We start from the raw sequence: 26,046 nt of genomic DNA on the forward strand, positions 1-26,046 counted from the left end.
CATGACATCGCATACCCAAGCGGAGCTTGAGGCTCGCTTTGCCCTTGCCAAGATAATGGCCGCAGAGGCCGGAGCAAAGGCTCTTGCCTACTTCAATGCGCGGGAACGGCTCGTGATCGAGACCAAGGCCGATCCGCATGACGTTGTTTCGATCGCCGATCGCGAGGTTGAAGATCTCATCCGCCAAAAAATCGCAGCCGCTTTTCCGCAAGATGCGATCCTCGGCGAGGAACATGGCCTGAGCGCGGGAGTCTCCGGTTTCACCTGGGTCGTCGATCCGATCGACGGCACGAGCCCGTTCGTCAACGGCATGCCGACCTGGTGCGTCTCCATCGCCGTCCTTGCAGGAGAAGAGATCGCGATAGGCGTCATTCATGTCCCGTGCAACGACGAATTATACGCTGCGGCTCAAGGGCTCGGCGCTACCCTCAACGGCCGGCCGTTGAAACTCGGCTCCGACCGGACCGTCCGCAATGCGGTGACGGGCATCGGAGCCAACAGTCACGTTGCGCCAGCAGCGCTGGCGGGGATCGTGGAGCGCCTGCTTGATGCCGGGGGAAATTTCATCCGCAACGGTTCGGGTGCGCTGATGCTCGCCTATGTCGCGGCCGGACGCCTCGTCGGCTACTATGAGCCCTATATGCACGCGTGGGATTGCATGGCGGGTTATTGCCTCGTCAAGGAGGCGGGGGGCTGGCATCACCCCTTCCCGGTTCAAGGCGAGGCGTTGACCAAGGGATCGCCGGTGCTTGCCGCCGCCGAGGGCGCCGTGGACGACCTGCGGGCAATCGCCGGGCTTTAGCCCTCGCTCAAAATCCCGCGAGGCACTGCAGCCCACACGCGAATTCCGCCGAGATCGATTGCAACGATTTTGACACTAATGGATCCTATGCTGTACCCGGTCGACATTACCGCCGGGTCGTTGATGGTGCTTCGCTGAACAGGACAAGAAATTCTGGTTCTCCAAGTTGCCACAACAAGCACGATCATTGACTTATCCGAGCGAATAACATCGACTAAAGTTTGAAGCTGTAGAGTTGCGTTTTTAAAGCTGGATAGTCATGACAGTCGTGCGGAATCTTTTGTGGGCGCCAACAATTGGCTTGTCCTGGCTATGGGGTCTGGGGTTCTTTTATTCGATCCACGTGACCCTCACCTATGGCTGGCTCGGATTCTTCGGCTTTGCCATCTCCAATGTCGCGGGCCTTTGGCTGTTCGGCTTTATCCTGGGGCGCACCAAGCGCTCGCCAGACCAGATCATGAAGGACATAGAGGGCCGCTACGCGGGCGTTTTCCTGCTGTTCCAGATGGCGGCGCTGGTGGTCACCATTTTCGGGTTCGTGGCCTATCTCTGGCAGCCGATCGTCGGCGAGGGCTCGTCGATCGGAGTTGCGATGCTGCTGCTCTTTGCCTGCGCCATCGGCCATGCGCTGACGTTGCAGCAGATCAAACTCTTGCACATCGTTTATACGGTTGTCGGTGTTTCCGCTGGGATCGTTCTTCTTGTTGGCCTGCGTGAAACCTCCACCTATCCCGGCGTGCCGCTTGCCCAGTTCGATAGCCGCTTTTACGGCTTGGTCCTGCCCACGATCATTGGCTTCCTGCTCGGGCCTTGGCTCGATATCCAGCATTGGCAGCGTGCAGTCACAATCAAGCGTGAAGGCGGGAACGTCGGCCTCGCCTATAGCGTCGGCGCCCTCATATTCTTCGGCTTTCTGTTTCTGAACGCCCTGACGGCATCGGCTGTCGGTCCGATCGGCAGCATTCTTTCCATCGACGGCTTGCCGAGCGCGCAGGGCGCTGTATCGGCAGCGACGGTACTCGCCGCCGAAAACGGCCAGTCCTATCTCGCCATAGCCTTTGTCATCTGGACGACAATCGCTCTCGCCTCGACTGTCGACAGCTACTACTGCGCGACGGCATGGTTCTTGAAGGGAAAGAACATGCGCAGCAACAGTCCGTTGCTGGCCCTAATCCCCGACGGGATTGCTTCCTCGCCCCTCTGGCTGCTGATCGGTGCTGTCTGGGTTGCCTTTACGGCAGTACCCGCGAACTTCTCGCTGATGTATTTCATGATGCCCTTCGCCACGCTTTTCGTGAGCGCAGCGGCAAATCTCGCCTGTGAGGCATTGGGCGCGAAGCCGAAGTTCGATCCGGTTTTGAGCTTTCTGATCGGCTGCGGATCGGCGGTTATCTTCGTCATCGGTTATGTCCAGCCGATACCGGAATTCCTCGCCCTTTCGCCGTTGATCGGCTTGATCGGCGCGCTCCCCGTCATCATCGAAATATTCGGTCCGGGCTCGAAGGCAATACCAGTCGAGATTGTCGACCAGCCAATCCGCATGATGTCACCGTCACCGATTGGCGCGCCTGTCGCTCAGGGCGATGAGATGTCGCCTTCTCATGGGTTCGACGGCGAATGGTTCGTCATGCAGCTCATTCCCACCTATGACGATACGAATTCGGTCGGCAACGTCTACTTCGCCAACTATGTGCGCTGGGTTGGCAAGGCCCGCGAACTTTTCTTCAATGTTTGCATGCCGGATTTCGACCTGGGGACGACACGCTTCTATATCCTGACGCGCTCGTTCACCCATGATTACCGGCGTGAATCGAAGGAGTTCGAGCAGATCAGCGTGCGCATCAAGATCGCCAGACACAATCGCAAGTTCGTCACGCTCGAACATGAGATCCACAGCGCAACACAGGGCCTGCTCGGCCATGGCGAGCAATCGCTGATGTTCGTCGATCGGGAGAACTACAGCCCACTGGATATTCCGGGCGAAGTGATCAAGGGCTTCCTTGCCTATTGGCCCAAAGACTCGCGCCTGTCACCCAACCACCGGCCGAATATCGCGGACGTCAAGGCAAAGCGGCAGGCTTAACGCTACCATCCTGGGATTGCCCCCCAGGGGTCCCATTGCCGGCAATGTCCGTTCCAGCTGAGGATGCAAGTCCCGAAACGCAATGACCTTGTCCGCATATAGGCGTCGGGTGGGGTTGTCTCTATTCAACCGGGGGGAGAGAGGTCCATTTCGGCCTTCGGGCTTCCGGCTGGCCTTCCCAGGCGGCTTTGTCCGATGCGTGAACATCGGCTTTGCTGCCTTCCGCGTGGATTGTCTCACCATCCGGGAAACAGAACTGTTTCTATCTAAACAGGGAATGCTTAGCGGGAAGCTCAACGATCGCGTTGCTCAGCTTGCGACCTGGTAGCGCTCGCTGTCGAACGTCAGGAGCTCGAAGGTCTTTTCCACGGGCTCGGCGGGGCTGAAGAGGAAGCCCTGTACCTGGTCGCAACCTTCCTTTTGCAGGCAGGCGAGCTGCTCGCGGGTTTCAACGCCCTCGGCGGTGATCTTCATGCCCATGCTGGCGCCAAGGCCCATCACCGCCCGGATGATGGCGAGACTTCCGCGATTGTGCGGCAGATCGCGCACGAAGGACTGGTCGATCTTGATCTTGTCGAACGGCATCTTGCGCAGATAGCTCAAGCTGGAATAGCCGGTACCGAAATCGTCGAGCGCGATGCTGACGCCCATGGCGCGGAACTGGCGCAGCAGCGAGATCGCGGCGACATTGGCTTCGAGAAAGACCGATTCCGTAATTTCGAGCTCAAGACGGTTCGGCTTGAGGTTGTTCTTGCTGAGCGCGTCGCGAACGATCGAGGCGAGATCGGAATGGCGAAACTGGATCGCTGAAATATTGACGGCCACGTGGATATCCTGTGGCCAACCGGCGGCGATGCGGCACGCTTCCTGGATGATCCATTCGCCAAGCGGGATGATATTGCCCGATTCTTCCGCGATCGGAATGAAGATCGTTGGCGAGATGAAGCCATGAACCGGGTGTTTCCAGCGCAAGAGTGTCTCGAAGCCGACTGTCTTCAGCGTCTGGGCCGAAACGATGGGCTGGAAATGCAGGATAAATTCCTGCCGGGCCAACGCCCCGCGCAGATCCATGGCCAGGGCGCGTTTTGCCTCGATGCGTGCATCCATTTCGACTTCGTAGAACCGGTAGCTGTTGCGGCCCTCGTTCTTGGTGCGATAGAGCGCAAGGTCAGCACAGCGCATGATGTCGTTGACGCTGTCGGTCGGCGCTATCGCGATACCGATGCTGATGTGAATGTTTATCTGAATACCATCGATCCAGAAGGGCTGGGAGATGCTCTGCACCAATTGTTCGGCAAGTTCAGTCGCCGCGGCCTGGTCCGCTCCGCGCGCAAGCAGCGCGAATTCATCTCCGGAAAGGCGTGCCACCGTATAGGTGGCTGGCGAGGTGCCTCGCAGCCGGTCGGCCACCTGTTTGAGCAACTGGTCGCCAATGCCGTGACCGAAACTGTCATTGACAGTCTTGAACTCGTCGAGATCAATGCAGAATACGGCAAAGCTCCGCAGGCCTTTCTCGAGGTCCTTGGTCGCTTGGCCGAGCTGATCGGTAAACAGCGTGCGGTTCGGCAGGTCGGTCAGCACATCGTAGCGGGCAAGATAGGAAAGCTGGTCGTCGGACTGCTTGGCAGCCGTCACATCGGAACCAACGCCGCGGTAGCCGACAAACTTGCCGGCATTGTCGAATATGGCCTTGCCAGTCAGTGACCACCAGCGTGTCTCGCCGCGAATATTAACCGGGAGAATATGGTTGCGGAATGTGGTGCGGTTTTCGATGGCCTGCCAGATGGAACCGACCTGCGTCGCTTCTTCCGCATGCGACTGATCGACCTTGAAAAGTTGCGCGAAGGGCATGCCCTGCAATTCCTTCGTCGTCTTGGCGGCGATCTGGGCAAGGCGGGGGGAGGTGTGCTGCAGCTTGAGGTCAGCATCCGTTTCCCAGATCCAGTCGCTGGCGTTCTCTTCGAAATCGTAGAGCAGGAGGCTGATCACTTCCTTCTGCTGTTCAACCTTGATCTGATCCAGCGTGCGCATGACGATGAGGTTGCTCATGTGCACGATCGTGAACAGGATAAAAAGCGCGTAGAACGCGAGCAGGATTGCAATGAAAAGAAAGAAATCTTCGCCGGTAGAGGCGAGGGCAAAGAAGGATCCCGTGATGATCGTGCCGGAATAGGCGATTGCGGCAAGTGGCACGACCGCGACACCGATACCCGTGGCCATGAGACCCGCCGCAGTACAGGCAATCAACAACCGGTGATATGGGTCGGCGTCGAGGAACAGCATAAGCGGTATGCTGGCGAGGCAAATACCGTAGAGCGCAGAGACGATAATAAGGTATTTGATGGCATCGAAGCCAAGCTCTTTCACCTTCGGCAGCTTGTACCATTGTGTGCACGCGAACAGCGAACCGACGGTCAGCAGCGCCACCACCGTCGCGACACCGGCGAGATACGGGCGGGGTCCGAGATTCCAGAAGACATAGGCAACGACAAATACCACGCACATCGCAACAAGCACCGTGAATGGCGCCAGTCGCAGGGCGACGTCCATCTGCTCGGCATAAACACGGCGTTTAACTGCCGGATTTATGGCGCCGCGCATTCCGAAGATCGATCGGATCGCGTCAACTGTGTGGAACTTGGACGACACGCAAAGCCCTCAAATACGTGAGTTCGTAATTCCCCATGTTAGATTTTTTACGTTCGGCATTCGTTAATGTACTTAGCATTTTTTTTAATAGTTACCAATGTCTTTATCGCCTCATAGTACATTTTCATTAAGATGATTTTTTCAAGTCATGTATGATAAAACACGTGGTTCCAGTTATAAAAAGTACTATTTCATATTGATTTGGTATATCTATTAGATATATAAGTATAACATTGTAGAGTGTTCTATTTGAATGGATTTGTATTTTCGAAGGGCGTCGATGGGTGGCTGGCGTCGCGATAGTGAGATAACACAACTAGCTGTAAGCATTCGCGTGTACTTAATTAATAACTAGTCATTTGATCGCTGATGAAGTTCGGCCGCGCCAAGGCCTGATAAATTGTAGACCTTTGTTCGCAGAAATATCATTTTGTTCAGCGCGGGACGGAGAGAATGGCCCCCAGCAGTCCGGGAAAAGCGCTGTCCAGATCGTCTCGGCGCAGGGTATTCATGTGTGACGTTCCATCATTGCGGGTGTGGACGATGCCCGACTCGCGCAGCACCCGGAAATGGTGCGACATGCTGGACTTGGGGCGCCCGCCGTCAAGGGCCGCGCATGTCGCCTCACCCTCGCGCGCAAGTTGCCGCACTATGGAGAGGCGCACCGGGTCGCTCAGGGCATATAGAACTGACTCGACCTGCAATTCGGAAACGGATGGATGACGGAACTGTCTCATGGCCGATAAAGTACCACAAAATTTTGTGTATTGCTATTGTTCGAATATTATCGAACTATCAAATAAATTCGGTAAGCCAGATTGGAGAATAATATATGGCATCGCTTTTTGACCCGTTCACCCTCAAGGACGTCACGCTGCGCAATCGCATCGCTGCATCGCCCATGTGCCAGTATTCCGCCAATGACGGTCTCGTCAACGATTGGCACAGCGTGCATCTCGGGTCGCTCGCGCGCGGTGGCGCAGGTCTCGTTGTGGTCGAGGCAACCGGCGTCTCGCCTGAAGGGCGGATCACCCCGAATTGCGTGGGTCTGTGGAATGACGAACAAGCCGCTGCCCTTGCACCGAATGTGCAGTTGATCAAGGATGCTGGCGCAGTTCCGGGAATCCAGATCGGTCATGCAGGGCGCAAGGCCAGTGCGAACCGGCCCTGGGAAGGCGACGACCATATCCCGGCCGGCGATCCGCGTGGCTGGGAAACAATCGCGCCGTCGGCGATCGCCTATGGCGGAGGCCTCAGCAAGGTTCCGCACGAGATGACCAAAGCCGATATCGAACGCGTCAAGCAGGCATTCGTCGATAGTGCAAAACGCGCGTTGGCCAGCGGCTTTCAATGGCTGGTGCTGCATTTCGCCCACGGCTATCTGGCGCAGAGCTTCCTTTCCAGGCACTCGAACCAGCGCACCGACGAATATGGCGGCAGTTTTGAAAACCGCAGCCGCTTCCTGCTTGAGACACTGAAGGCAGTGCGCGCCGTCTGGCCGGAAAACCTGCCGCTTGCCGCGCGTCTTGGCGTCATCGAGTTTGACGGCAATGACGAGGAAACCCTGGGCGAGGCAATTGAGTTGATCAAGCAGATGAAGGCGGAAGGGCTCGATTTCATCGATGTCAGCATCGGCTTCTCCCTCGGCAAGGCCGATATTCCCTGGGGACCGGCGTTCCTCGGTCCGATTGCAGCGCGCGTGCGCCGCGAAACGGCGTTGCCGGCTTCGACCTCCTGGTACATCAGCACGCCACAACAGGCCGAGGGGCTTGTGCGCGATGGTTCGGTCGATCTCGTCATGCTGGCGCGTCCATTGCTCGCCGATCCGCACTGGCCATACAAGGCAGCGACGGAACTCGGCGTAGAAAAGCCTGCCTGGATTCTGCCAGCGCCCTATGCGCATTGGCTCAATCGCTATCGGGCGGCATAGGCGCGTTGCGCGCACCGCGACTCCTGGGATACTTGGAAACGCAGTGTCGTGAGCCAGCTTCGGAGGGAGGATCGGGCTTTCGTCCGCCCTCTCTTTCTGGAGTTGCCCGGATTGTGGCATGCCGACTCGTCCGGGTTAGAGTGACGCCGAACGGCGAAAACCGAAGCGATGCCCCCAGGTTTGAGAGCAAGGCCGTTGCCACGGTCGGGGGGCTCTCCCCCGACGCAGCTGCTGGCTCTGCGCTTGCGCATTGAAAACCATAAGCTCTTCGGTTGTTTTAGAATGCGAATCCTGAAACCTGCCAAAATATGAAACAGGCTTCGTGTCGCCTGAGGCGGCCTTTGCTTATGTTCGGGCACCGGCAAATGCCGCGCCATCTCATTCCAACCTGCCCGGTCGCTCAACCTGAAATGTTCATGCCCGTGTCCAACCTCTATCGAAAATTGCAGATGGTCTGTATAGACGGTCGCAAACAGGCAACAGGGCGGGTGTGCGAGCACCGCAAATGAACATGGCAATTGTGAAAAACAGGGCTAAGGGCCCGGTTGCCGTGGCGGCGAATGATGAGCCGGCCACGCAAGCCACCAAACCGATGGTCGCATTCGAGCAGGTCTCCAAACGCTTCGCGGCCGGCCGCAGCAGCAACGAAGTGGTCGCGCTCGACAATGTTGACCTTGTCGTGCCACGCGGGTCGGTGACCGGAATCATCGGTCGTTCCGGCGCTGGCAAGTCGACCTTGATACGCCTCGTCAATGGGCTGGAAAGGCCGACCGCCGGCCGCGTGCTTGTCGACGGCGTTGATGTTGCGGGGTTAGGCGAGAAGGACCTGCGTTCCGTGCGCCGCGCCATCGGCATGGTCTTCCAGCATTTCAATCTGCTGTCGTCGCGCACTGCCTTCGACAACATCGCGTTGCCGCTTGAAATCGCGGGTGTGGACAGGCAAGCCATCGAGAAGCGGGTGACGCCGCTCCTTGAGCTCGTGGGACTCTCCGACAAGCGCGACCGTTATCCATCGGAACTTTCCGGCGGGCAGAAGCAGCGCGTCGGCATTGCCAGAGCGCTTGCGACCGAGCCGAAGCTGTTACTCTCCGACGAGGCGACCTCGGCGCTCGATCCGGAAACGACGCGCTCGATTCTCGACCTCCTGCGGAAGATCAACAAGGAACTCGGCCTGACCATCCTGCTGATCACTCATGAGATGGAAGTCGTGAAGACGATTGCCGACCATGTCGCAGTGATCGACGGCGGCCGTATCGTCGAGTCAGGGCCGACATTCGACGTCTTTACCGGCCATACCCATGCAACGACCCGGGCATTGCTTGGTGGTCTTGCCGGCATGCGCTTGCCCGAATTTCTGACCAAGCGGATGTCGAGCGAACCGCATGATGGTTCGCGCACGATATTGCGCGTTATCTTCAAGGGCGAAAATGCCACCGAGCCAATGTTGGCGAGGCTCGGCAGCGACCTTGGCATCGAAGTCAACATTCTGGCTGGGGCCGTGGACGAAATCGCCGGGCGTCCGTTCGGCATGCTCGTCGTTTCGCTGCGTGCCGATGAGGCGAAGATCGCCGAGGCGCGGCAATTCCTTGCCGAACATGGCCTGGCTTCGGAGGTGGTTGGCTATGTCTCCTGATATTATCGCGCTTATCATCAAGGCGACGGGCCAGACGCTCTACATGGTTGCGGTTGCCGGTCTAATCGGCTCGTTGTTTGGCATTCCGCTCGGCGTATTTCTGGCAACGAGCGGGCGCGGCGAACTCTTTCCCGCGCCCTCGGTCAACAAGGTACTGGGCGCGATCGTCAACGCGACCCGCTCGACGCCGTTCATCATTCTAGTCGTCGCGATCATTCCGTTCACGCGCCTTGTGGCGGGGACTTCCATCGGCACCAGCGCCGCGATCGTTCCCCTGACTATTGCGACCATCCCCTTTGTTGCCCGCCTCGTTGAGACGGCGATCCGCGAAGTCGATCCCGGACTGACGGAAGCTGCCCGCGCCATGGGCGCAAGTCCGATACAGATCGTATTCAAGGTTCTGCTGGCAGAAGCGCGCCCCGGTATCGCCTCGGCCTTGACGCTCACCATCGTCAGCCTGATCGGCTATTCGGCCATGGTCGGGGCTGTGGGCGGCGGCGGACTTGGCGACCTCGGCATCCGCTATGGCTACCAGCGTTTCATGCCCGATGTGATGGCCGTTGTCGTCGTGGTTCTCATCGTCCTCGTGCAACTCGTCCAAAGCGCTGGCGACAGGCTGGCGCGCCAGTTCGACAAGCGCACGCGTCCGCGTTGAGCTTGTTATTCTTCAAAAGACAGGAGTTAGAAATGTTGAAGAGATTCCTTGCCACTGCTGCTTTCGCGGCTGTTCTGGGTGCATCCAGCGCCTGGGCCGAAACGATCAAGATCGGCGTCACGCCGGGCGAGCACGCGCAAATCATGGAAAAGGTCAAGGAGATCGCCAAGCCGAAGGGTCTCGATATCGAAATCTTCGAGTTTTCCGACTATGTCGTGCCGAACCAGGCGCTGAACGACGGCGAACTCGATGCCAATTCCTTCCAGCATAAGCCCTATCTCGACAACCAGATCGCCGATCGCAAGTTTGACATTGTCGATGTCGCCTACACGGTCAATTTCCCGATGGGCGTTTATTCGAAGAAGGTCAAAAGCTTCGATGAACTCGCTGATGGTGCGACGATCGCCATTCCGAACGATCCGACCAATGGCGGCCGGGCTCTGCTGATCCTCGCCGACAAGGGCGCGATCAAGCTGAAGGAAGGCGTCGGTCTGAAGGTCACCGTCAACGACATCGCCGAGAACCCGAAAAACTTCAAGTTCGTCGAGCTCGACGCCGCGCAATTGCCGCGCTCGATCGACGACGTGGATGCGGCCGCGATCAACACCAATTACGCGCTGGAGGCTGGCCTCGATCCAATGAACGGCACCATCCTGAAGGAAGGTGAAAAGGCGCCTTACGTCAACCTGATCGCGGTTCGCACGGCCGACAAGGACAAGCCCTGGGTGAAGACGCTGATCGAATCCTACCACTCCGATCCGGTCAAGCAGTTCATCCTCGACAAGTACAAGGGTGCAGCTGTCCCCAGCTGGTAATCTACCAAACAGAGGCATCTCCCAAAAGGAGGTGCCTCGCCTCAGATGCGCTTCCCCTTGGCGTCGAACAGGTGGAGCTTTTCCTTCGGGACGATCACCCGCAAATGATCGCCTGGCTCGACGATGGATCGCCCGGCCACCCGCACGACCACTTTGTCACCGCCTATATTGCCGTAAACATAGCTCTCCGCACCGACCGGCTCGACACCGCGAACGGTCAGGTCCAATAGCAACCCGCCGATATGTTGCTGGCTTCCGGCCGCAACCTCGAGATCTTCCGGCCGGAAGCCGATCTGCGCTCCCTCGGCTGGAATTGCGAGGCCCTCAGCGCCGATATGGGTGCCATCCTTGAGGAGAAGACCGGCACTGTTTGCTGTAACATGAACAAGGTTCATCGGCGGCGCACCGATGAAGCTCGCAACGAAAGTGCTGGCCGGCTTTTCATAGATGTCGAGCGGCGCCCCGATCTGTTCGACGACACCGCCATTCATCACGACGAGAATATCGGCGAGCGTCATCGCTTCGAGCTGGTCATGGGTGACATAAACGCTGGTCACGCCGAGTTGCCGCTGCAGGTTCTTGATCTCGACGCGCATCTGGCCACGCAGCTTCGCGTCGAGGTTGGAAAGCGGCTCGTCAAACAGGAACACTTTCGGATTGCGGACGATCGCGCGGCCCATGGCGACGCGCTGGCGCTGGCCACCGGAAAGTTCGCGCGGGCGGCGCTCAAGCAGGTGCCCGAGTTCGAGCGTCTGCGCTGCTTCCCGCACGCGCTTGTCGATCTCACCCTTCGGCATGCCGCGATTGCGCAGGCCGTACGCCATATTGTCGTAGACCTTCATGTGCGGATAAAGCGCGTAGTTCTGGAACACCATGGCGATGTCGCGTTCCGCCGGGCCAAGGTCGTTGACCACGGAATTTTCAATCTTGAGCACGCCTTCGGTGATCGTTTCAAGACCCGCGATCATCCGGAGCAAGGTCGATTTCCCGCAGCCTGACGGCCCAACCAGGACGCAGAGCGCGCCGTCGTCGATGGCGATATTGATGCCCTTCACCGCCTCGACGCCGCCGCCATAGACCTTGCGGATGTTGGTCAATTCCACGCTTGCCATTTCATTTCTCCGTTTCGACCAATCCGCGCACGAACCAGCGTTGCATCAGGACGACGACGAGGATCGGGGGGAGAATGGCGAGAATGCAGGTAACCATCACCAGATGCCACTCGGTGTCGGCGTCGGCGAAGGAGATCATCTTGCGCAGGCCGACGACGATGGTCGACATGTCGTTGCGATTTGTCATGAGAAGCGGCCAGAGGTACTGCGTCCAGCCATAGATGAAAAGAATAACGAACAGCGCCGCAATGTTGGTTTTCGATAGCGGCAGCAGAATGTCCTTGAAGAATCGCCAGGGGCCGGCGCCATCAACGCGCGCCGCCTCGACGAGTTCGCCTGGAATGGTCATGAAGAACTGGCGAAAGAGGAGCGTCGCGGTCGCCGAGGCCATAAGCGGCAAAGTAAGCCCCGTATAGGTATCGATGAGGCCAAGATCGACCATTACTTTGTAGGTCGGAAGGATGCGCACTTCGACCGGCAGCATCAGTGTGATGAAGATAAGCCAGAAGAAGAACATGCGGCCGGGGAAGCGGAAGAACACGATGGCATATGCCGAAAGAAGCGAGATGATGATCTTGCCGATGGCGATGCCAAGCGCCATGACCACCGTGTTCCAGAGGAGGCGGTCAACGCCGACGCCGCCGATGCGCCCGACCCCGCCGAACAGGGCCGAAGAATAATTCTCCCAGAAATGGCCGCCCGGCAGCAGCGAAAGCGGCGGCCGGATGATTTCCTGCAGCGTCTGCGTCGAGGCGACGAATGTATAGTAGATCGGGAAAGCGACGACGACGATCCCAAGGATGAGAACGAAGTGTGCAATCAGGCGGCCAATGGGGTTGTTCTGGATCATGGTCACCTCAGCCGTAATGGACTTTGCGTTCGACATAGCGGAACTGGATCGCCGTCAAGGCGATCACGATGATCATGAGGATTACCGACTGCGCTGCCGAATCGCCGAGGATGAGATTGACGAAGCCGTCATTGTAAACCTTGTAGACGAGGGTCTCGGTTGCCTTGCCCGGACCGCCGCCGGTCACGGCGTGAATGATGCCGAACGTGTCGAAGAAGGCGTAGACCGTGTTGACGACGAGAAGAAAGAACGTCGTTGGCGCAAGGAGCGGAAAGACGATGGTCCAGAACCGCTTGTTCTCGCCGGCACCGTCGATGGCGGCAGCCTCGATCAGCGATTTTGGAATAGATTGCAGCCCGGCGACGAAGAACAGGAAATTGTAGCTGATCTGCTTCCATGCCGCGGCGGAAACAACCAGAACCATCGCCTGGTTGCCGTTAAGCAGCGGGTCCCAGTTATAGCCGGCGGAGCGGGCGAGATAGGCGAGCGTCCCCATCGATGGGTTAAACAGGAACAGCCACAACATGCCGGCGATGGCGGGCGCAACGGCGTAGGGCCAGATGAGCAGCGTGCGGTAGATGTTCTTGCCACGGATGACCTTGTCGGCCATGACGGCGAGAAGCAACGCGATCGTCATGGCGATCAGCGTCGTCGCGACCGAAAAGACGATCGTGACCTGCAGCGAATTCAGATAGTTGGGATCGCTGATGACCCGCCTGAAATTGCCAAGGCCGACGAATTGTGTCGACAGGCCGAAGGGGTCTTCGCGCAGGACGGACTGATAGATCGCCTGCGATGCCGGCCAGTAGAAAAAGATGAGCGTGATGGCAAGCTGGGGCGCCAGCAGCAAATAGGGCAGGAGCTTGTTGGGAAACGTCACGTTGTTGGACGATGCCATGAATGCCTCACATTAAAGGAAATCCCGGCCGCAAGGGCTTGCGGCCGGGTTTCAGACGGAAGGGCTTATTGGCCGAGCGCCTGCTTGATCGCTGCATTGCCGCGCTTGACGGCATTGTCCAGCGCCTGCTGCGCCGTCTGTTTGCCGGCTAGCATGTTCTCGAACTCTTCATTCTCGATATCGCGTACCTGCGGCAGGTTGACGAGGCGCACGCCCTTGGAATTTTCCGTAGGAGCCTTGCCCAGCATCTGCTTGATCGGGATCTCGCGCGCCGGGTTCTTGTCGTAGAAACCGGATTTCTTGGTTGCCTCATAGGCCGCCATCGTAACCGGCAGATAACCCGAGACCTGATGCAGGCGAGCCTGGATATCGGTCTTCGACAGGAAATTGAAGAAAGCGGCTACACCCTTATATTGCTCGTCCGACTTGCCGGCGAAGACCCAAAGCGAGGCTCCCCCCGGAATCGTGTTCTGCGGCGCACCTTGCGCACCTGCTTCGTAGGGAAGCTGGCCGGTGCCGAAATTGAGGCCGGACTTCACGACGTCGCCAAGGCCGCCTGACGATTCAGTGAAGATGGCGCATTCGCCCGAGGTGAACAGCTGTTTTGCCTCGGAGGTACGACCGCCATAACGGAAGGTGCCATCCTTGGCGAGGTCGGCAATCTCCTGGAAGTGCTTGACGAAGGTCGGCGTGTTTATCTTCAACTCGACATCGGTGGCAGCGATGCCGTTTTCGTTGGTGCCCCACTGCAGATTATTCCAGGCCGCGTAATTTTCGGTCTGGATCCATGTGAGCCAGGTCGAGGTGAACCCGCACGATGCTGCACCGCTGGACTTGATCTTCTTGGCGGCGTCCCACACTTCCGTCCAGGTTTTTGGCGGATTGTTCTCATCGAGGCCAGCCTTCTTGAAGGCGTCCTTGTTGTAGTAAAGGATGGGCGAGGAGCTGTTGTAGGGGAAGGACAGCATGGTGCCGTCAGGCTTGGAATAATAGGCGACGATGCCCGGCAGATAGAGGGTCTTGTCGAACTTCGAGCCACCCATCGAAAGAATGTCGGCAACCGGCTTGACCGCGCCTTCCGCGCCCATCATCACGCCAGTACCGGCGTCAAATACTTGAAGAATGTCGGGGGCCTGCTTGGCCCGGAATGCGGCGATGCCGGCATTCAATGCTTCAGGGTAGGTTCCCTTGAAAACTGGAACAACTTTGTAGCCGCCCTGGCTCGCGTTGAATTCCTTAGCCAGCGTCTCGACAACTTCATTGTTGGCGCCGGTCATTGCATGCCACCAGCTGATTTCGGTAACGGCGAAGGATGCGGTGGAGGAGGCAAGGACAAGGCCAAATGCAAGGCTCAACGAGGTAATACGATAGGTCATCTCAATCTCCCATGGACGAAGGCGTCATCTATAGTGCGCTTGATGCCAGTATCTCCATTATGTGACAGACAGACAACAGTAATGTGCCTTGTCCGGTTCCGCCTGTGGAAAAAATGCGCAGCTGTTCATTCGCTGGCGATAGTCGAGGCTGCGGGGCGGTCCCGGGATCGGGGCGCGTCTGCCGATGATTTTATTTGCCGGCTATGGTCAGACGAGGGTGACGCCGGCCTTGCGCATTTCACCGAGCATGGCGGCCAGCGAACCGCCGAGATTGATGCCGCGGCAAGCATCGAGCAGAACATCGGCGGCAAAGCCGTGCTCCACGGCGTCGAGCGCGGAATAGGCCACGCAGTAGTCCGTGGCAAGTCCGGCAAAGGTCACATTGGTGATCCCCCGGTCACGCAAATAGCCGGCGAGGCCAGTTGGGGTCTGGCGATCGTTCTCGTAAAAGGCCGAGTAGCTGTCGATATGATGGCGGAAACCCTTGCGGATGACGAGTTCGGCCTTGGTCCATTCCAGCTCGGCATGAAATTCGGCCCCGACGCTGCCCTGGATGCAGTGATCGGGCCACAGCGTCTGATTGCCGTAAAACATCGGGACCGTCTCGAAAGGTGCCTTCCCCGGATGGGTCGAAGCGAAACTCGAGTGACCGCCGGGATGCCAGTCCTGCGTCAGGATGACATGGTCGAAGCGCATGATCAGCTTGTTGATGATCGGAATGATCTCGTGGCCACCTTCAACGGCAAGGGCGCCGCCGGGGCAAAAATCATTCTGAACATCAACGACGATCAACGCGTCCTTGGCCATATCCATCTCCAATGTCTCGTGAAGAATTCAAGTATGACCAATCGGCGAGCCGCGTCAACGCGCGTAATGCAGATCGCCGTCGATCCATACCTGATTGACGTCGAGCCGATCGTCAAGATGCACGATGTTGGCGATGTAACCGGGCAGAAGGCGACCGTAATGATGGTCGATGCGCAGGCTCTCCGCCGGATAGAGCGAGGCCATCCGCAAGGCTTCTTCCAGTGGCAGACCAAGCTCGTTGTGCACGAAGCGCACCGCTGAGATCATGTCGAGGTCGGCGCCCGCAAGCGTTCCGTCGTCGAGTGTGAGGCGTCCGCCGGCGCGGGTTATCCGGCGCCCGTTCAGCGTGAACGAGGTGATGTCGGTGCCGATGGTCGACATAGCGTCGGTGACGAGGAAAATGCGCGACGGCCCTTGCTTGGCTCTGATGGCAATTGCCATCGATGCCTTGTCGACGTGGAACCCGTCGGCGATAAGACCGGCTGAAAGCTCGCCCGACTGCAACACAGCACCGACGACCCCGGGACTGCGATGTCCAAGCTGGCTCATGGCGTTGAACAAATGTGTCGCCATGGTCGCGCCGGCTTCCGTGGCGGCGAGGGCGACTTCGTAGGACGCGCCGCTATGGCCGAGGCTGACAATGACGCCGGCATCGGTCAAAGCCTTGATCTTGTCGGCGGGTACCGTCTCAGGCGCCACCGTGGTCAGGAGCACGGGCAATTGTTGTGCCGCCTCGATAAGCGCGACAAGGTCGGCATCCTCCATGGGCCGGATGAGCTCAGGGTCGTGCGTCCCCTTGTGGGATACCGAAAGGTGGGGCCCTTCGATATGAAGTCCGATGAAGCCCGTCACCTTGTCGAGCGCGGCAGCCTTGCCGGCATTCAGCGCCGCCGCGGTGATTTCGGGCGTGTCGGTAATCAGCGTCGGCAGCAGGGCAGTCGTCCCGAAGGCGAAATGCGCATCGCAGATCGTCCGGATGACGTCGACACTCGGACCGTCGTTGAGAAGGACGCCGCCGCCGCCATTCACCTGGATATCGATAAACCCTGGCACCAGCTTGCCGCCGTCAAGTTCGACACGGCGGATATCGTCCGGCAGGGCGGCGTCGGAAATGCTCGAGACAACGCCCTTGTCGATGACGAGCGCCGCGTCGCTATGCCAGTTCGCGCCGTCGAAGATCTCGGCGCCCGTCAATGCGTAGGCGGTGCTCATATCGTTTCCGTCACCTTGCGCAGATGCGGCGGCTCATCGGGATTGAGGCCGCGGCTGCGGGCAAATCCTTCCACGAAGGCATAGAACGAAACAAGCAGGGCGAGCGGATCGGTGAGTGGGTGTGATGTGGCGACGAAAGGCAACGCAGTTGCCTTCGACGGCTTTGACGAGGTGAGGAACACCGCCGCGCCCTGCTCGGCGAGGCGATCGGCTGCTTCAACAAGCGAATCTTCGGCAGCATCGCGCGCCGCCAGGACCAGCACGGGGAAGCCCTTGCCGACAATGGCCTTCGGCCCGTGCATCACTTCCGCGCCGCTATAGGACTCGGCGTGGACCCCGCTCGTCTCCTTGAACTTCAATGCCACCTCATTGGAGATAGCAAGGGAAGGCCCGCGACCAAGCACGAACAGCGAGTTTTCGTCCTTGAGTGCACCGGCAAAGGGCGACCAATCACATTCGACGGCTTTGGCCAGCGCGTCGGGCAGGGCATCGATAGCCGTCAGCAGCTTTTTGTCCTCGGTCCAGTGGCCAATGAGCGCCAGACCGGCGACGGCGGAACTGACGAAGGATTTGGTCGCCGCCACGCTGCGCTCGGGACCTGCAAGAATATCGATGGGGAAATCGCTCGCGTTGGCAAGGTCGGAATTGATGACGTTGGTGATTGCGATGGTAAGCGCTCCGCTCTCGCTTGCCGCGCGCGTCATGCTGACGATGTCCGGGCTCTTGCCCGATTGCGATATAGAGAGCGTCGCTGCTTTGGCGAGCTTCAGCGTCACGCCATAGATCGAGGCGACGGATGGCCCGAGCGAAGCGACGGGAACCCCGGCGGTCAACTCGCTCGAATATTTGAGAAACGAACAGACATGGTCCGACGAGCCGCGAGCAATCGAGGCGAGGAATGGCGGGTTCTTCTCGCGCAGCTTCGCGCCGGCAGCGGCAAGGGTTTCGCGGGAACTTTTGAGGAACCGTTCTGTCACCGCGGGAATGGAAAGAATTTCCTCCCGCATGAGGGTGGTCGTTTTGGTCGTCAAAGCACTGCTCCTGATATTTCGGAAGAGTCGCCAAGCTTCAGCTCGGCCACAAATTCATAGGCATCCGCACGGTAGATCGATCGGGTGAACTCGATGACCTTGCCCGATTCCAGATAGGATATGCGCTCTATATTCAGGCTGGCGGAGCCGGCCGGAACCTGGAGCAATGTAGCATCATTTTCCTTCAAGATGGCCGCAGAAATGCGCTGGATGGCGCGCACCGGGCGGTTGCCCCCTTCGGCTAGCACCGCATAGAGCGAGACTGTGACCAACTCGGGATTCGGCAGCACGTTGATGGACAGTGCAGCGCGTTCGATGGCCATGGGCGTGTCGTTGGCGACGCGCAGGCGGCTGATCCGCGCCACCTTTTCCCCCGAGGAAAGCCCAAGCGTGACCATCTCTTCGGGCGAGGGCGCATAGATACCGCGATCAAGCCAGGTAGAGCGCACCACCATGCCGCGCCGGGCCATGTCTTCTGTGAACGAGGTAAGGTGCGACAGCGATTGCTCGACACGGGCCGAGCGCGGTGCAACGAAGGTGCCCGAGCCATGCCGCTGCACGAGCAGGCCGCTGTTGACGAGGCCCTGTACGGCTTTGCGCACCGTGACGCGTGAAATCTCGGCCATCGCCGCAAGTTCGCGCTCAGGCGGCAAGGCGTCGCCGGGCCGCAGCATGCCGTCGCGCACCGCATTCTCGATGAGCCGCTGCAGCTTTACATAAAGTGGGCCGCCACTTGCCTGCTCGTTGAGCGAAGGAAGAATGTCAATCAGACCGTCAGCCATGCATATGCTCCACGCCTGCGCCGGAAAAGTGATGCACGGCGAGCTGGACCGCGCCCGTGAGGGGATCGTTGAGCGGCTCCTGCAGCCGGGCCTTGTAACGTGGTGAAAGCAGGGGGCCGTAGAGCGAGCCAAGCCCGCCGAGGAGGGAAAGGCGGCTCTCATCCGATGGCATCACTGCATCAAGACCTTCTTCGATGTTTCGGACTGAGCGCCCGATCAGCGCGACGGCAACCGGATCCTCTAGCGAAGCATATTCGAACAGCATCGGTGCAAATGTACCGAAATCGCCCGGACTTGCAGAATGAGCGAACTGGACAATCTGGTGCGGATTGCCGCCGAAGCGCCGCATGACTGCGTCGGTCAACGCCGAGGAGGGGTGAAACCCGTCATAGGCGAGCAATGTCTCTTCCAGCAGGTCGCGCCCGAGGCGCGCGCCACCGCCAAGATCGCTGACCTTGAAGCCCCATCCGCCAGCAAAACGTATCTCTTCTCCCGATCGGGTGACATAGACGGAGCCGGTGCCGACAATGACCACCGTCCCATCCGCATCGCCGAGCGCGCCCTGCAGGGCAATGACACCGTCGGAATAGACCAGCGCGTTCTTGAAGGGGAGCATTGCCTGGAGCTGCGCGCCATTGCCGCCGACATTTGCACCGGCGAGCCCCAGGACAGCAGACGCAGAAGCGACAAGCGACGTGGACACTCCGGCCGCCGTGAAGGCAGCTTCGGTTGCGTCGAGTATATTAAGCCGCGCGGTCTTCATGTCGGTCATGATATTGGCGGAACCGCTTTTGCCCGTGGCCAGAATCCGGCCGCCCGCATCGGCCAGCGCCGCCCTGCAGCTCGTTCCACCACCATCGATTCCCACGAGATAATTCACGTTTCACCGTCCTCCACGAGTAGAATACCAATAAAATACCAATAGCCAAGTGTTAATTCGCGCATTTTGTACATTTCCCATATATCATTGAATAAACTGAACAAAAACCTCGAAAAACTTGACTGAACAGAAATTTTTTAAGATTTACTGGACAAGTGGTATTTTTTTGGCATTATTTATCGCAACGAGGAGAGAGTGGTGGCAGTTTCCCGCACAGAGGAGCGCAATGAGAGGGCATTCGGGCTGGACGAACGTTCGCCGGAAGATGTTCTGGAATTGCTGCATGAAGCGCAAATCGAGGCGGCCGCCTCGGTATCGCAAGCGCTTGGCTCCGTTGCCGAAGCCGCCACCCTGGCCGCTCATACACTCGCATCGGGTGGTCGTCTGGCATATGCCGCCGCCGGCAGTTCCGGCCTGATGGCACTTGCGGATGCACTCGAAATCCCCGGGACCTACGGGATATCCCCTGAACGCATCGTCATCCTTATCGCCGGCGGCATTGCCAGCCTTGGTCGTCTTGCCGGTTCCTATGAGGACGATACCAACCAGGCGACCGCGGACATCGCCGCCGCCGGACTTGGCGCCGGCGACTGCCTGATTGCGGTTTCGGCCAGCGGTACCACGCCCTATGCGCTCGCCGCCATCGAAGCTGGCAAACAGCGCGGGATGAAGGTCATCGCCATTGCCAACAATCCGGCCGTACCGCTGTTCGACAAGGCCGATATTGCGATCACGCTGGAGACCCCGCCGGAAATGGTTGCCGGATCGACGCGCATGGGCGCAGGCACGGCACAGAAGATTGCGCTCAACCTACTGTCGACCCTGATGGCGATCCATCTCGGCCATGTCCATGACGGCTATATGGTCAATCTTACCGCCGACAACCTCAAGCTGCGCGACCGCGCGGCCGCAATCGTCGCTGCGGTGGGGGGATGCGAACGCGGCGACGCGGTCAGGCTGCTCGAAGCGAGCGGCGGCTCCGTCAAGGCGGCAATTCTGCTCGCCGCCGGTGCGGAAGGCCCGCAAAAAGCATTGGAAATTCTCGAAAGCAATCAACAGAGGCTTCGCCCGTCGCTTTCGGAAATTGGTCGTAAAGACCTCAAGGAGAGCTTCGGCTCTCGTTAACGGCACAGCTCGCAAGGGGTGCAACAGGAGACTAAAATGGGAAGCACGACTTTAAAATCACTGCTTATGGCGACGAGCATCCTGGCTACGGCCGGTTTTGCCCACGCCGCAGACACCACGCTGACGATCGAAAGCTGGCGCACCGACGATCTTGCCATCTGGCAGGAGAAACTGATCCCGGCATTTGAAGCCAAGAACCCCGGCATCAAGGTCAAGTTCGCGCCAACGCCGCCGACGGAATATGACGCGGCTCTCGGTGCACGTTTCGATGCGGGTAGCGCCGGCGACATCATCACCTGCCGTCCGTTCGACAAGTCGCTCGAGCAGTTCAAGCGCGGCAACCTTGCCAGCCTCAACGACCTCTCGGGCATGAAGAACTTCTCGGATGTCGCCAAGGCCGCATGGACCACCGATGACGGCAAGGACGCTTTCTGCGTGCCGATGGCTTCGGTTATCCATGGTTTTATCTACAACAAGGATGCATTCGACAAGCTCGGCATTGCGATCCCGACCACCGAGGCAGAGTTCTTCGCCGCGCTCGACAAGATCAAGGCTGACGGCACGTATATCCCAATGGCCATGGGCACCAAGGACCTCTGGGAAGCTGCGACCATGGGCTACCAGAACATCGGACCGACCTACTGGAAGGGTGAAGAAGGCCGCGCCAAACTGATCAAGGGCGAGGAAAAGCTGACCGATGCGGATTGGGTCGAGCCCTACAAGGTACTTGCCAAGTGGAAGGATTATCTCGGCGACGGTTTCGAAGCCCAGACCTATCCGGACAGTCAGAACCTCTTCACGCTCGGCCGCGCTGCGATCTATCCGGCCGGCTCGTGGGAAATCGGCCTGTTCAACACGCAGGCCCAGTTCAAGATGGGGGCATTCCCGCCGCCGGTTAAGAACGCCGGCGATGCTTGCTACATCTCCGACCACAACGATATCGGTGTCGGCCTCAACGCCAAGAGCGCACATCCGGAAGAATCCAAGAAGTTCCTCGAATGGGTTGCTTCGCCGGAATTCGCTGAAATCTACGCCAATGCGCTGCCGGGCTTCTTCAGCCTGAACTCGACTGCGGTGAAGATGCAGGACCCGCTGGCGCAGGAGTTCGTATCCTGGCGCGAGAAGTGCAAGCCGACGATCCGCTCGACCTATCAGATCCTGTCGCGCGGCACGCCGAACCTCGAAAACGAAACCTGGGTTGAATCAGCCAACGTGATCAACGGCACCGATACGCCGGAAGCTGCCGCCAAGAAGCTGCAGGACGGTCTCGACAGCTGGTACAAGCCGGCCAAGTAAAACAAACGATAGCCGGAGCGTCCGTGAGGGAGGCTCCGGCTATTTCTTTATCGGAACATTGGGCGCTTCTTGCGCTATCATCCGTTTGAACGGCCGTCATGCGCCGCAAAAGTCGTGACCAAGAATATCAGGGGACTCTGATTTAATGAGCACAGTCGAACAAGCAATCGTTGATCGGGGCGCCGACAGGAGGCCGCGGCGTTGGCACATTCTGGTGTTCCTGGCGCCGGCGGTGCTCGTCTATACCGCCATCATGATCCTGCCGCTCATCGAGACGCTCCGGCTGTCGCTCTTCAATGTGAAAGATGGTCAGAGCGTTTTCGTCGGTCTCGGCAATTTCAATGTGCTTTTCGGCGACCCGCGCTGGGCTGCGAGCTTTTGGAACGCGCTGCGCAACAATTTCGTCTTCTTCCTCATACACATGATCGTGCAAAATCCGATCGGCGTTGCCCTTGCGGCACTGCTCTCGGTGCCGAAGCTGCGTTTTGGCGCTTTCTACCGAACGGCAATGTTCCTGCCGACGCTGCTCTCCTTCGTCATCGTCGGTTTTATCTGGAAGCTAATCCTGTCGCCAATCTGGGGCGTATCGCCATTTCTCCTCGATCTCGTCGGTTTGAAGTCGATCTTCTCGCCCTGGCTCGGCAAGCCCGGCACGGCGCTTATCGCCGTCTCGCTGATCTCCGTCTGGCAATATGTCGGCATACCGATGATGCTGATCTACGCGGCGATGCTGAATATTCCCGATGAAGTTCTCGAAGCTGCGGAATGCGATGGCGTCACCGGCTGGAGCCAGTTCTGGAAGATCAAGCTGCCGTTGATCCTGCCGTCGATCGGCATCATTTCGATCCTGACCTTTGTCGGCAATTTCAATGCGTTCGATCTCGTCTACACGGTTCAGGGCGCGCTGGCGGGTCCTGACGGTTCGACGGATATTCTGGGCACTCTGCTTTACCGCACTTTCTTCGGCTTCCAGCTGCAGATCGGTGACAAGTCCATGGGCGCGACGATTGCGACAGTGATGTTCCTCATCATCCTCACGGGCGTTTGCCTCTACCTCTTTGCCATCCAGCGGCGCATGCGCCGGTACCAGTTCTAAGTGAGGCACCAAAATGGCAAAACCAACCGCATCGCCGCTTCGCACGGGCCTCGTCCATCTCGCACTCGGAGCCTATACGCTCATCGCGCTGTTTCCGGTGTTCCTTGTCGTCATCAATTCCTTCAAGGACCGGGCCTCGATCTTCCGCGACCCGCTTGCGATCCCGACACCGTCAACGTTCAGTCTCATCGGTTATAATACCGTGCTGACCCAGGGCGACTTCGTCCTGTATTTCCAGAACAGCTTCATCGTTACCGCCGTATCGATCTTCTTCGTGCTGCTCTTTGGCGCGATGGCGGCGTTCGCCCTTTCCGAGTATCGCTTCAAGGGCAATACGCTGATGGGCCTATACCTTGCACTCGGAATCATGATCCCGATCCGCCTTGGAACGGTCGCGATCCTGCAGGGCATGGTCGCGGCGGGCCTCGTCAACACGCTGACAGCGCTCATACTTGTCTATACCGCCCAGGGCCTGCCGCTTGCAGTGTTCATCCTCAACGAGTTCATGCGTACCGTCTCCGACGATCTGAAAAATGCCGGCCGTATCGACGGTCTTTCGGAGTATTCGATCTTCTTTCGCCTGGTGTTGCCGCTGGTTAAGCCCGCCATGGCAACGGTGGCCGTCTTCACGATGATCCCGATCTGGAACGATCTCTGGTTCCCGCTCATCCTGGCGCCAAGCGATGCGACGAAGACCGTCACGCTTGGATCGCAGGTGTTCATCGGCCAGTTCGTGACCAACTGGAACGCCGTTCTTGCCGCCCTTACGCTGGCGATCGTGCCGGTGCTCGTCCTCTATCTCATCTTCTCGCGGCAGCTGATCCGCGGCATCACGTCGGGAGCCGTCAAATGACGACAGAAAAGCCTATCCGTGTGCTTGTTGCCGGCCTCGGCAATATGGGCCGCAGCCATGCGCTCGCTTATCACAACAATCCCGGCTTCGAGATCGTCGGTCTGGTGAACAGGTCTGTGGTCCCCTTGCCGGAGGAACTCGCTTCCTACGCGATCAATCCGTCCTTCGAGACTGCTCTAGCCGACCTCAAGCCAGACCTCGTATCGATCAATACCTATTCCGACAGCCATGCCGACTATGCGGTTGCGGCGATGGCGGCAGGAGCTGACGTCTTTGTCGAAAAGCCGCTCGCGACAACGGTAGCTGACGCGGAACGGGTCGTAGCAGCGGCGAAACAATACGGCCGCAAGCTGGTGATCGGCTATATCCTGCGCCACCATCCGTCATGGATGCGATTGATCGGCGAGGCACGCAAGCTTGGCGGGCCCTACGTTTTTCGCATGAACCTCAACCAGCAATCGTCGGGCACGACGTGGGAAACCCATAAGTCGCTGATGAAGACGACATCGCCCATCGTCGATTGCGGCGTGCACTATCTCGACGTGATGCTGCAAATAACCGATGCAACGCCGACGGAGGTGCGCGGCATGGGCGTGCGGCTCTCCGATGAGATCGATGCCGGCATGTATAATTACGGCCATCTGCAAGTGCTGTTTGATGACAGGTCGGTGGGCTGGTACGAGGCCGGGTGGGGTCCGATGATGTCGGAAACCGCCTTCTTCGTGAAGGATGTGATCTCGCCGAATGGCTGTGTTTCGATCGTCATGGACCAGAACGCCAAGTCCGACGATATCGACTCGCATACGAAGACTTCGACCATCAAGCTGCATTCGGCCAAGACCGGCAAGGACGGCCGCTTTGCGGCGCCCGACGAGCTTCTGAACATGGCCGGGGAACCCGGGCACCAGGAACTCTGCGATCTGGAGCAGGCCTTCGTGCTGAAAGCAATCCGCGAAAATCTCGACCTCGACCGGCACATGCGTGACGCCGTGCGGTCGCTGAGCGTCTGCCTTGCTGCGGATGAGAGCGTGCGGACCGGCAGGCCGGTAAAGCTATAATTTAGAATCAACGAACGGGAACAAGACATTGGGTTCTTTGAAGATTGAGAATATCCGCAAGTCGTTCGGCCAAGTCGACGTCCTTAAGGGCATCGACCTTGAGGTTGCGGACGGTGAGTTCGTCATATTTGTCGGCCCCTCGGGCTGCGGCAAGTCCACATTGCTGCGGGTCATCGCCGGCCTCGAAGACGCGACCTCCGGCGATATTCTGATCGACGGCAAGAAGGTCAACAACACGCCGCCCGCCAAGCGCGGCATTGCCATGGTGTTTCAGACCTACGCGCTCTATCCACACCTTTCGGTACGCGACAATATGGGTCTCGGGCTGAAGCAGGCAGGCAAACCGGCCGAAGAGATCAAGGAGCGCACCAAGATCGCGTCGTCGATGCTGTCCCTCGACGACTATCTCGAGCGGCGCCCGGCAGAGCTTTCGGGCGGTCAGCGCCAGCGCGTCGCCATCGGCCGCGCGATCGTTCGCGAGCCGGAACTCTTCCTCTTCGATGAGCCGCTTTCCAACCTCGATGCGGCGCTCCGGGTGAACACGCGCCTCGAAATCGCGCGCCTGCATCGCCAGCTCAAGGCAACCATGATCTATGTGACGCATGATCAGGTTGAGGCGATGACCCTCGCCGACAAGATCGTGGTCCTCAACAAGGGCAGGATCGAGCAGGTCGGCTCCCCGATGGAACTCTACAATGCGCCGCAGACGATTTTCGTTGCCGGCTTCATAGGTTCGCCGCAGATGAACCTTATCGATGCCACGAAACTCGGACAGAGCGGCGCCAGGACAATTGGCGTAAGGCCGGAACATATCGATGTCAGCAAGACATCCGGCGAATGGAAAGGCTCGGTCATCCATGTCGAGCATCTCGGCGCCGATACGATCATCTACCTTCAGACCGATTTCAGTCCACTGACGGTACGCCTCTTCGGCGAGCACCAGTATGAGGTCGATAGCACGTTGTTTGCGACGCCGATGCCGGGCCGCACCTATCGTTTCGACAATGACGGGCAGGCCATCAAGGGCTGAGACTCCGGGCCGGGCCGTAGCCCGAAAATTTCGCTTTGGGCGGTAGGGGCACCAAATCCGGCCATGACATCGA

At 58.8% G+C, this 26,046-nt stretch carries 23 protein-coding genes; 12 read left to right on the top strand and 11 right to left on the bottom strand.

Annotated features, from left to right (window positions below; genetic code table 11):
• Position 1 precedes the first annotated feature (1 nt).
• Both BLR72_RS02895 and BLR72_RS02900 read left to right on the top strand, forming a co-directional pair.
• Positions 2-802, top strand: coding sequence for an inositol monophosphatase family protein (locus BLR72_RS02895; protein ID WP_091944912.1), 801 nt, complete (start codon positions 2-4; stop codon positions 800-802).
• Between the two features lie 259 nt (positions 803-1,061).
• Positions 1,062-2,885 carry an acyl-CoA thioesterase gene (locus BLR72_RS02900; RefSeq protein WP_091944915.1) on the top strand — a complete coding sequence of 608 codons (1,824 nt, stop codon included), beginning with the start codon at positions 1,062-1,064 and terminating at the stop codon, positions 2,883-2,885.
• A gap of 309 nt (positions 2,886-3,194) precedes the next feature.
• On the opposite strand, the gene BLR72_RS02905 is transcribed toward BLR72_RS02900, so the two are convergent.
• Both BLR72_RS02905 and BLR72_RS02910 read right to left on the bottom strand, forming a co-directional pair.
• Positions 3,195-5,534, bottom strand: a complete 2,340-nt coding sequence (locus BLR72_RS02905) for a putative bifunctional diguanylate cyclase/phosphodiesterase (RefSeq protein ID WP_036814465.1) — start codon at positions 5,532-5,534, stop codon at positions 3,195-3,197.
• 434 nt (positions 5,535-5,968) lie between these two features.
• Positions 5,969-6,271 carry an ArsR/SmtB family transcription factor gene (locus BLR72_RS02910; protein WP_027231964.1) on the bottom strand — a complete coding sequence of 101 codons (303 nt, stop codon included), beginning with the start codon at positions 6,269-6,271 and terminating at the stop codon, positions 5,969-5,971.
• Positions 6,272-6,366: 95 nt separating this feature from the next.
• Between BLR72_RS02910 and BLR72_RS02915 the strand changes: the two genes are divergently transcribed.
• The 4 genes from BLR72_RS02915 (at position 6,367) to BLR72_RS02930 (ending at position 10,567) form a co-directional block, all read left to right on the top strand.
• Entirely contained in the window at positions 6,367-7,464 is a 1,098-nt protein-coding gene (locus tag BLR72_RS02915) for an NADH:flavin oxidoreductase/NADH oxidase (RefSeq protein WP_091944918.1), read from the top strand.
• A gap of 592 nt (positions 7,465-8,056) precedes the next feature.
• The gene (locus BLR72_RS02920) at positions 8,057-9,097 is read left to right on the top strand and encodes a methionine ABC transporter ATP-binding protein (RefSeq protein WP_175492295.1); all 1,041 of its coding nucleotides are present in this window, start codon (positions 8,057-8,059) and stop codon (positions 9,095-9,097) included.
• Positions 9,087-9,752, top strand: coding sequence for a methionine ABC transporter permease (locus BLR72_RS02925; RefSeq protein ID WP_091944923.1), 666 nt, complete (start codon positions 9,087-9,089; stop codon positions 9,750-9,752). The genes BLR72_RS02920 and BLR72_RS02925 overlap by 11 nt, the downstream gene beginning before the upstream one ends.
• A 32-nt stretch (positions 9,753-9,784) precedes the next feature.
• Positions 9,785-10,567, top strand: coding sequence for a MetQ/NlpA family ABC transporter substrate-binding protein (locus BLR72_RS02930; protein WP_091944926.1), 783 nt, complete (start codon positions 9,785-9,787; stop codon positions 10,565-10,567).
• 41 nt (positions 10,568-10,608) lie between these two features.
• Here the strand turns inward: BLR72_RS02930 and BLR72_RS02935 are convergent, their stop codons facing one another.
• The 9 genes from BLR72_RS02935 to BLR72_RS02975 form a co-directional block, all read right to left on the bottom strand.
• Positions 10,609-11,679 carry a sn-glycerol-3-phosphate import ATP-binding protein UgpC gene (locus tag BLR72_RS02935; RefSeq protein WP_027231959.1) on the bottom strand — a complete coding sequence of 357 codons (1,071 nt, stop codon included), beginning with the start codon at positions 11,677-11,679 and terminating at the stop codon, positions 10,609-10,611.
• Between the two features lies 1 nt (position 11,680).
• Positions 11,681-12,529, bottom strand: a complete 849-nt coding sequence (ugpE, locus tag BLR72_RS02940) for a sn-glycerol-3-phosphate ABC transporter permease UgpE (protein ID WP_091944929.1) — start codon at positions 12,527-12,529, stop codon at positions 11,681-11,683.
• A gap of 7 nt (positions 12,530-12,536) precedes the next feature.
• On the bottom strand, positions 12,537-13,427 hold the full coding sequence (ugpA, locus tag BLR72_RS02945; protein ID WP_027231957.1) for a sn-glycerol-3-phosphate ABC transporter permease UgpA: 891 nt from the start codon (positions 13,425-13,427) through the stop codon (positions 12,537-12,539).
• A gap of 65 nt (positions 13,428-13,492) precedes the next feature.
• Entirely contained in the window at positions 13,493-14,803 is a 1,311-nt protein-coding gene (gene ugpB / locus BLR72_RS02950; RefSeq protein ID WP_091944932.1) for a sn-glycerol-3-phosphate ABC transporter substrate-binding protein UgpB, read from the bottom strand.
• A gap of 207 nt (positions 14,804-15,010) precedes the next feature.
• The gene (pncA, locus tag BLR72_RS02955; RefSeq protein WP_027231955.1) at positions 15,011-15,610 is read right to left on the bottom strand and encodes a bifunctional nicotinamidase/pyrazinamidase; all 600 of its coding nucleotides are present in this window, start codon (positions 15,608-15,610) and stop codon (positions 15,011-15,013) included.
• Positions 15,611-15,664: 54 nt separating this feature from the next.
• Positions 15,665-16,822, bottom strand: a complete 1,158-nt coding sequence (gene nagA, locus BLR72_RS02960; RefSeq protein WP_091944935.1) for an N-acetylglucosamine-6-phosphate deacetylase — start codon at positions 16,820-16,822, stop codon at positions 15,665-15,667.
• Positions 16,819-17,829 carry an SIS domain-containing protein gene (locus tag BLR72_RS02965; RefSeq protein ID WP_091946525.1) on the bottom strand — a complete coding sequence of 337 codons (1,011 nt, stop codon included), beginning with the start codon at positions 17,827-17,829 and terminating at the stop codon, positions 16,819-16,821. The genes nagA and BLR72_RS02965 overlap by 4 nt, the downstream gene beginning before the upstream one ends.
• Before the next feature lie 20 nt (positions 17,830-17,849).
• Complete coding sequence (locus BLR72_RS02970; RefSeq protein WP_027231952.1) at positions 17,850-18,635, bottom strand: GntR family transcriptional regulator; 786 nt, start codon at positions 18,633-18,635, stop codon at positions 17,850-17,852.
• Complete coding sequence (locus BLR72_RS02975) at positions 18,628-19,515, bottom strand: glucosamine kinase nucleotide-binding domain-containing protein (protein WP_091944938.1); 888 nt, start codon at positions 19,513-19,515, stop codon at positions 18,628-18,630. Before BLR72_RS02975 ends, BLR72_RS02970 begins: the two co-directional genes overlap by 8 nt.
• 198 nt (positions 19,516-19,713) lie before the next feature.
• Here BLR72_RS02975 and BLR72_RS02980 point away from each other — a divergent pair, with 198 nt between their 5' ends.
• From BLR72_RS02980 to BLR72_RS03005, 6 genes are all read left to right on the top strand, one after another.
• Positions 19,714-20,640: an N-acetylmuramic acid 6-phosphate etherase gene (locus tag BLR72_RS02980; RefSeq protein WP_091944941.1), complete on the top strand. Its 927-nt coding sequence runs from the start codon at positions 19,714-19,716 to the stop codon at positions 20,638-20,640.
• Between the two features lie 36 nt (positions 20,641-20,676).
• Positions 20,677-21,936 (top strand): ABC transporter substrate-binding protein, encoded by a 1,260-nt coding sequence (locus tag BLR72_RS02985; protein WP_027231949.1) that lies wholly within the window; start codon positions 20,677-20,679, stop codon positions 21,934-21,936.
• 145 nt (positions 21,937-22,081) lie between these two features.
• Complete coding sequence (locus tag BLR72_RS02990; protein ID WP_036814461.1) at positions 22,082-23,032, top strand: carbohydrate ABC transporter permease; 951 nt, start codon at positions 22,082-22,084, stop codon at positions 23,030-23,032.
• Positions 23,033-23,045: 13 nt separating this feature from the next.
• Complete coding sequence (locus tag BLR72_RS02995) at positions 23,046-23,885, top strand: carbohydrate ABC transporter permease (RefSeq protein WP_027231947.1); 840 nt, start codon at positions 23,046-23,048, stop codon at positions 23,883-23,885.
• Positions 23,882-24,943 carry a Gfo/Idh/MocA family protein gene (locus BLR72_RS03000; protein WP_091944944.1) on the top strand — a complete coding sequence of 354 codons (1,062 nt, stop codon included), beginning with the start codon at positions 23,882-23,884 and terminating at the stop codon, positions 24,941-24,943. Before BLR72_RS02995 ends, BLR72_RS03000 begins: the two co-directional genes overlap by 4 nt.
• Positions 24,944-24,971: 28 nt before the next feature.
• On the top strand, positions 24,972-25,973 hold the full coding sequence (locus tag BLR72_RS03005; RefSeq protein WP_091944946.1) for an ABC transporter ATP-binding protein: 1,002 nt from the start codon (positions 24,972-24,974) through the stop codon (positions 25,971-25,973).
• The last annotated feature ends 73 nt before the right edge of the window (positions 25,974-26,046 follow it).

It is taken from the genome of Phyllobacterium sp. YR620 (genome assembly GCF_900104165.1).
Classification (GTDB): domain Bacteria; phylum Pseudomonadota; class Alphaproteobacteria; order Rhizobiales; family Rhizobiaceae; genus Phyllobacterium; species Phyllobacterium pellucidum.